1 pseudogene is annotated in these 228 nt (G+C 45.6%); it reads right to left on the minus strand.

What is annotated here, in order from left to right:
- Positions 1 to 43 precede the first annotated feature (43 nt).
- Positions 44 to 228 (minus strand): annotated as a pseudogene (locus ACRHOZ_RS21795) (lipid A biosynthesis acyltransferase); the annotation flags it as partial.

Raw genomic sequence — 228 nt, forward strand, 5'->3', positions numbered from 1 at the left:
ACGAGCCGTGATAGTGGCCGCGTTTTAATTTGGTGACCATAAGCTAAACCGCAGGCAGGTTCAATTTTTTGCAGAGTAACTCGGCACCCGTATGTGCAGGTACGGTAATTCCCATAAAAGGAGTCCAAAGATGGGTTTTCTTGAACATGGGGGATTGGTCACTCAGTATCCCATACATACTCAATTGTGCTTGCCCTTTGTTGTTGGCCACAATTTCTTTGGTGTCTT

The sequence above is a fragment of the Flagellimonas flava genome (assembly GCF_050617915.1).
In the GTDB taxonomy this organism is placed as follows: Bacteria; Bacteroidota; Bacteroidia; order Flavobacteriales; family Flavobacteriaceae; genus Flagellimonas; species Flagellimonas flava_A.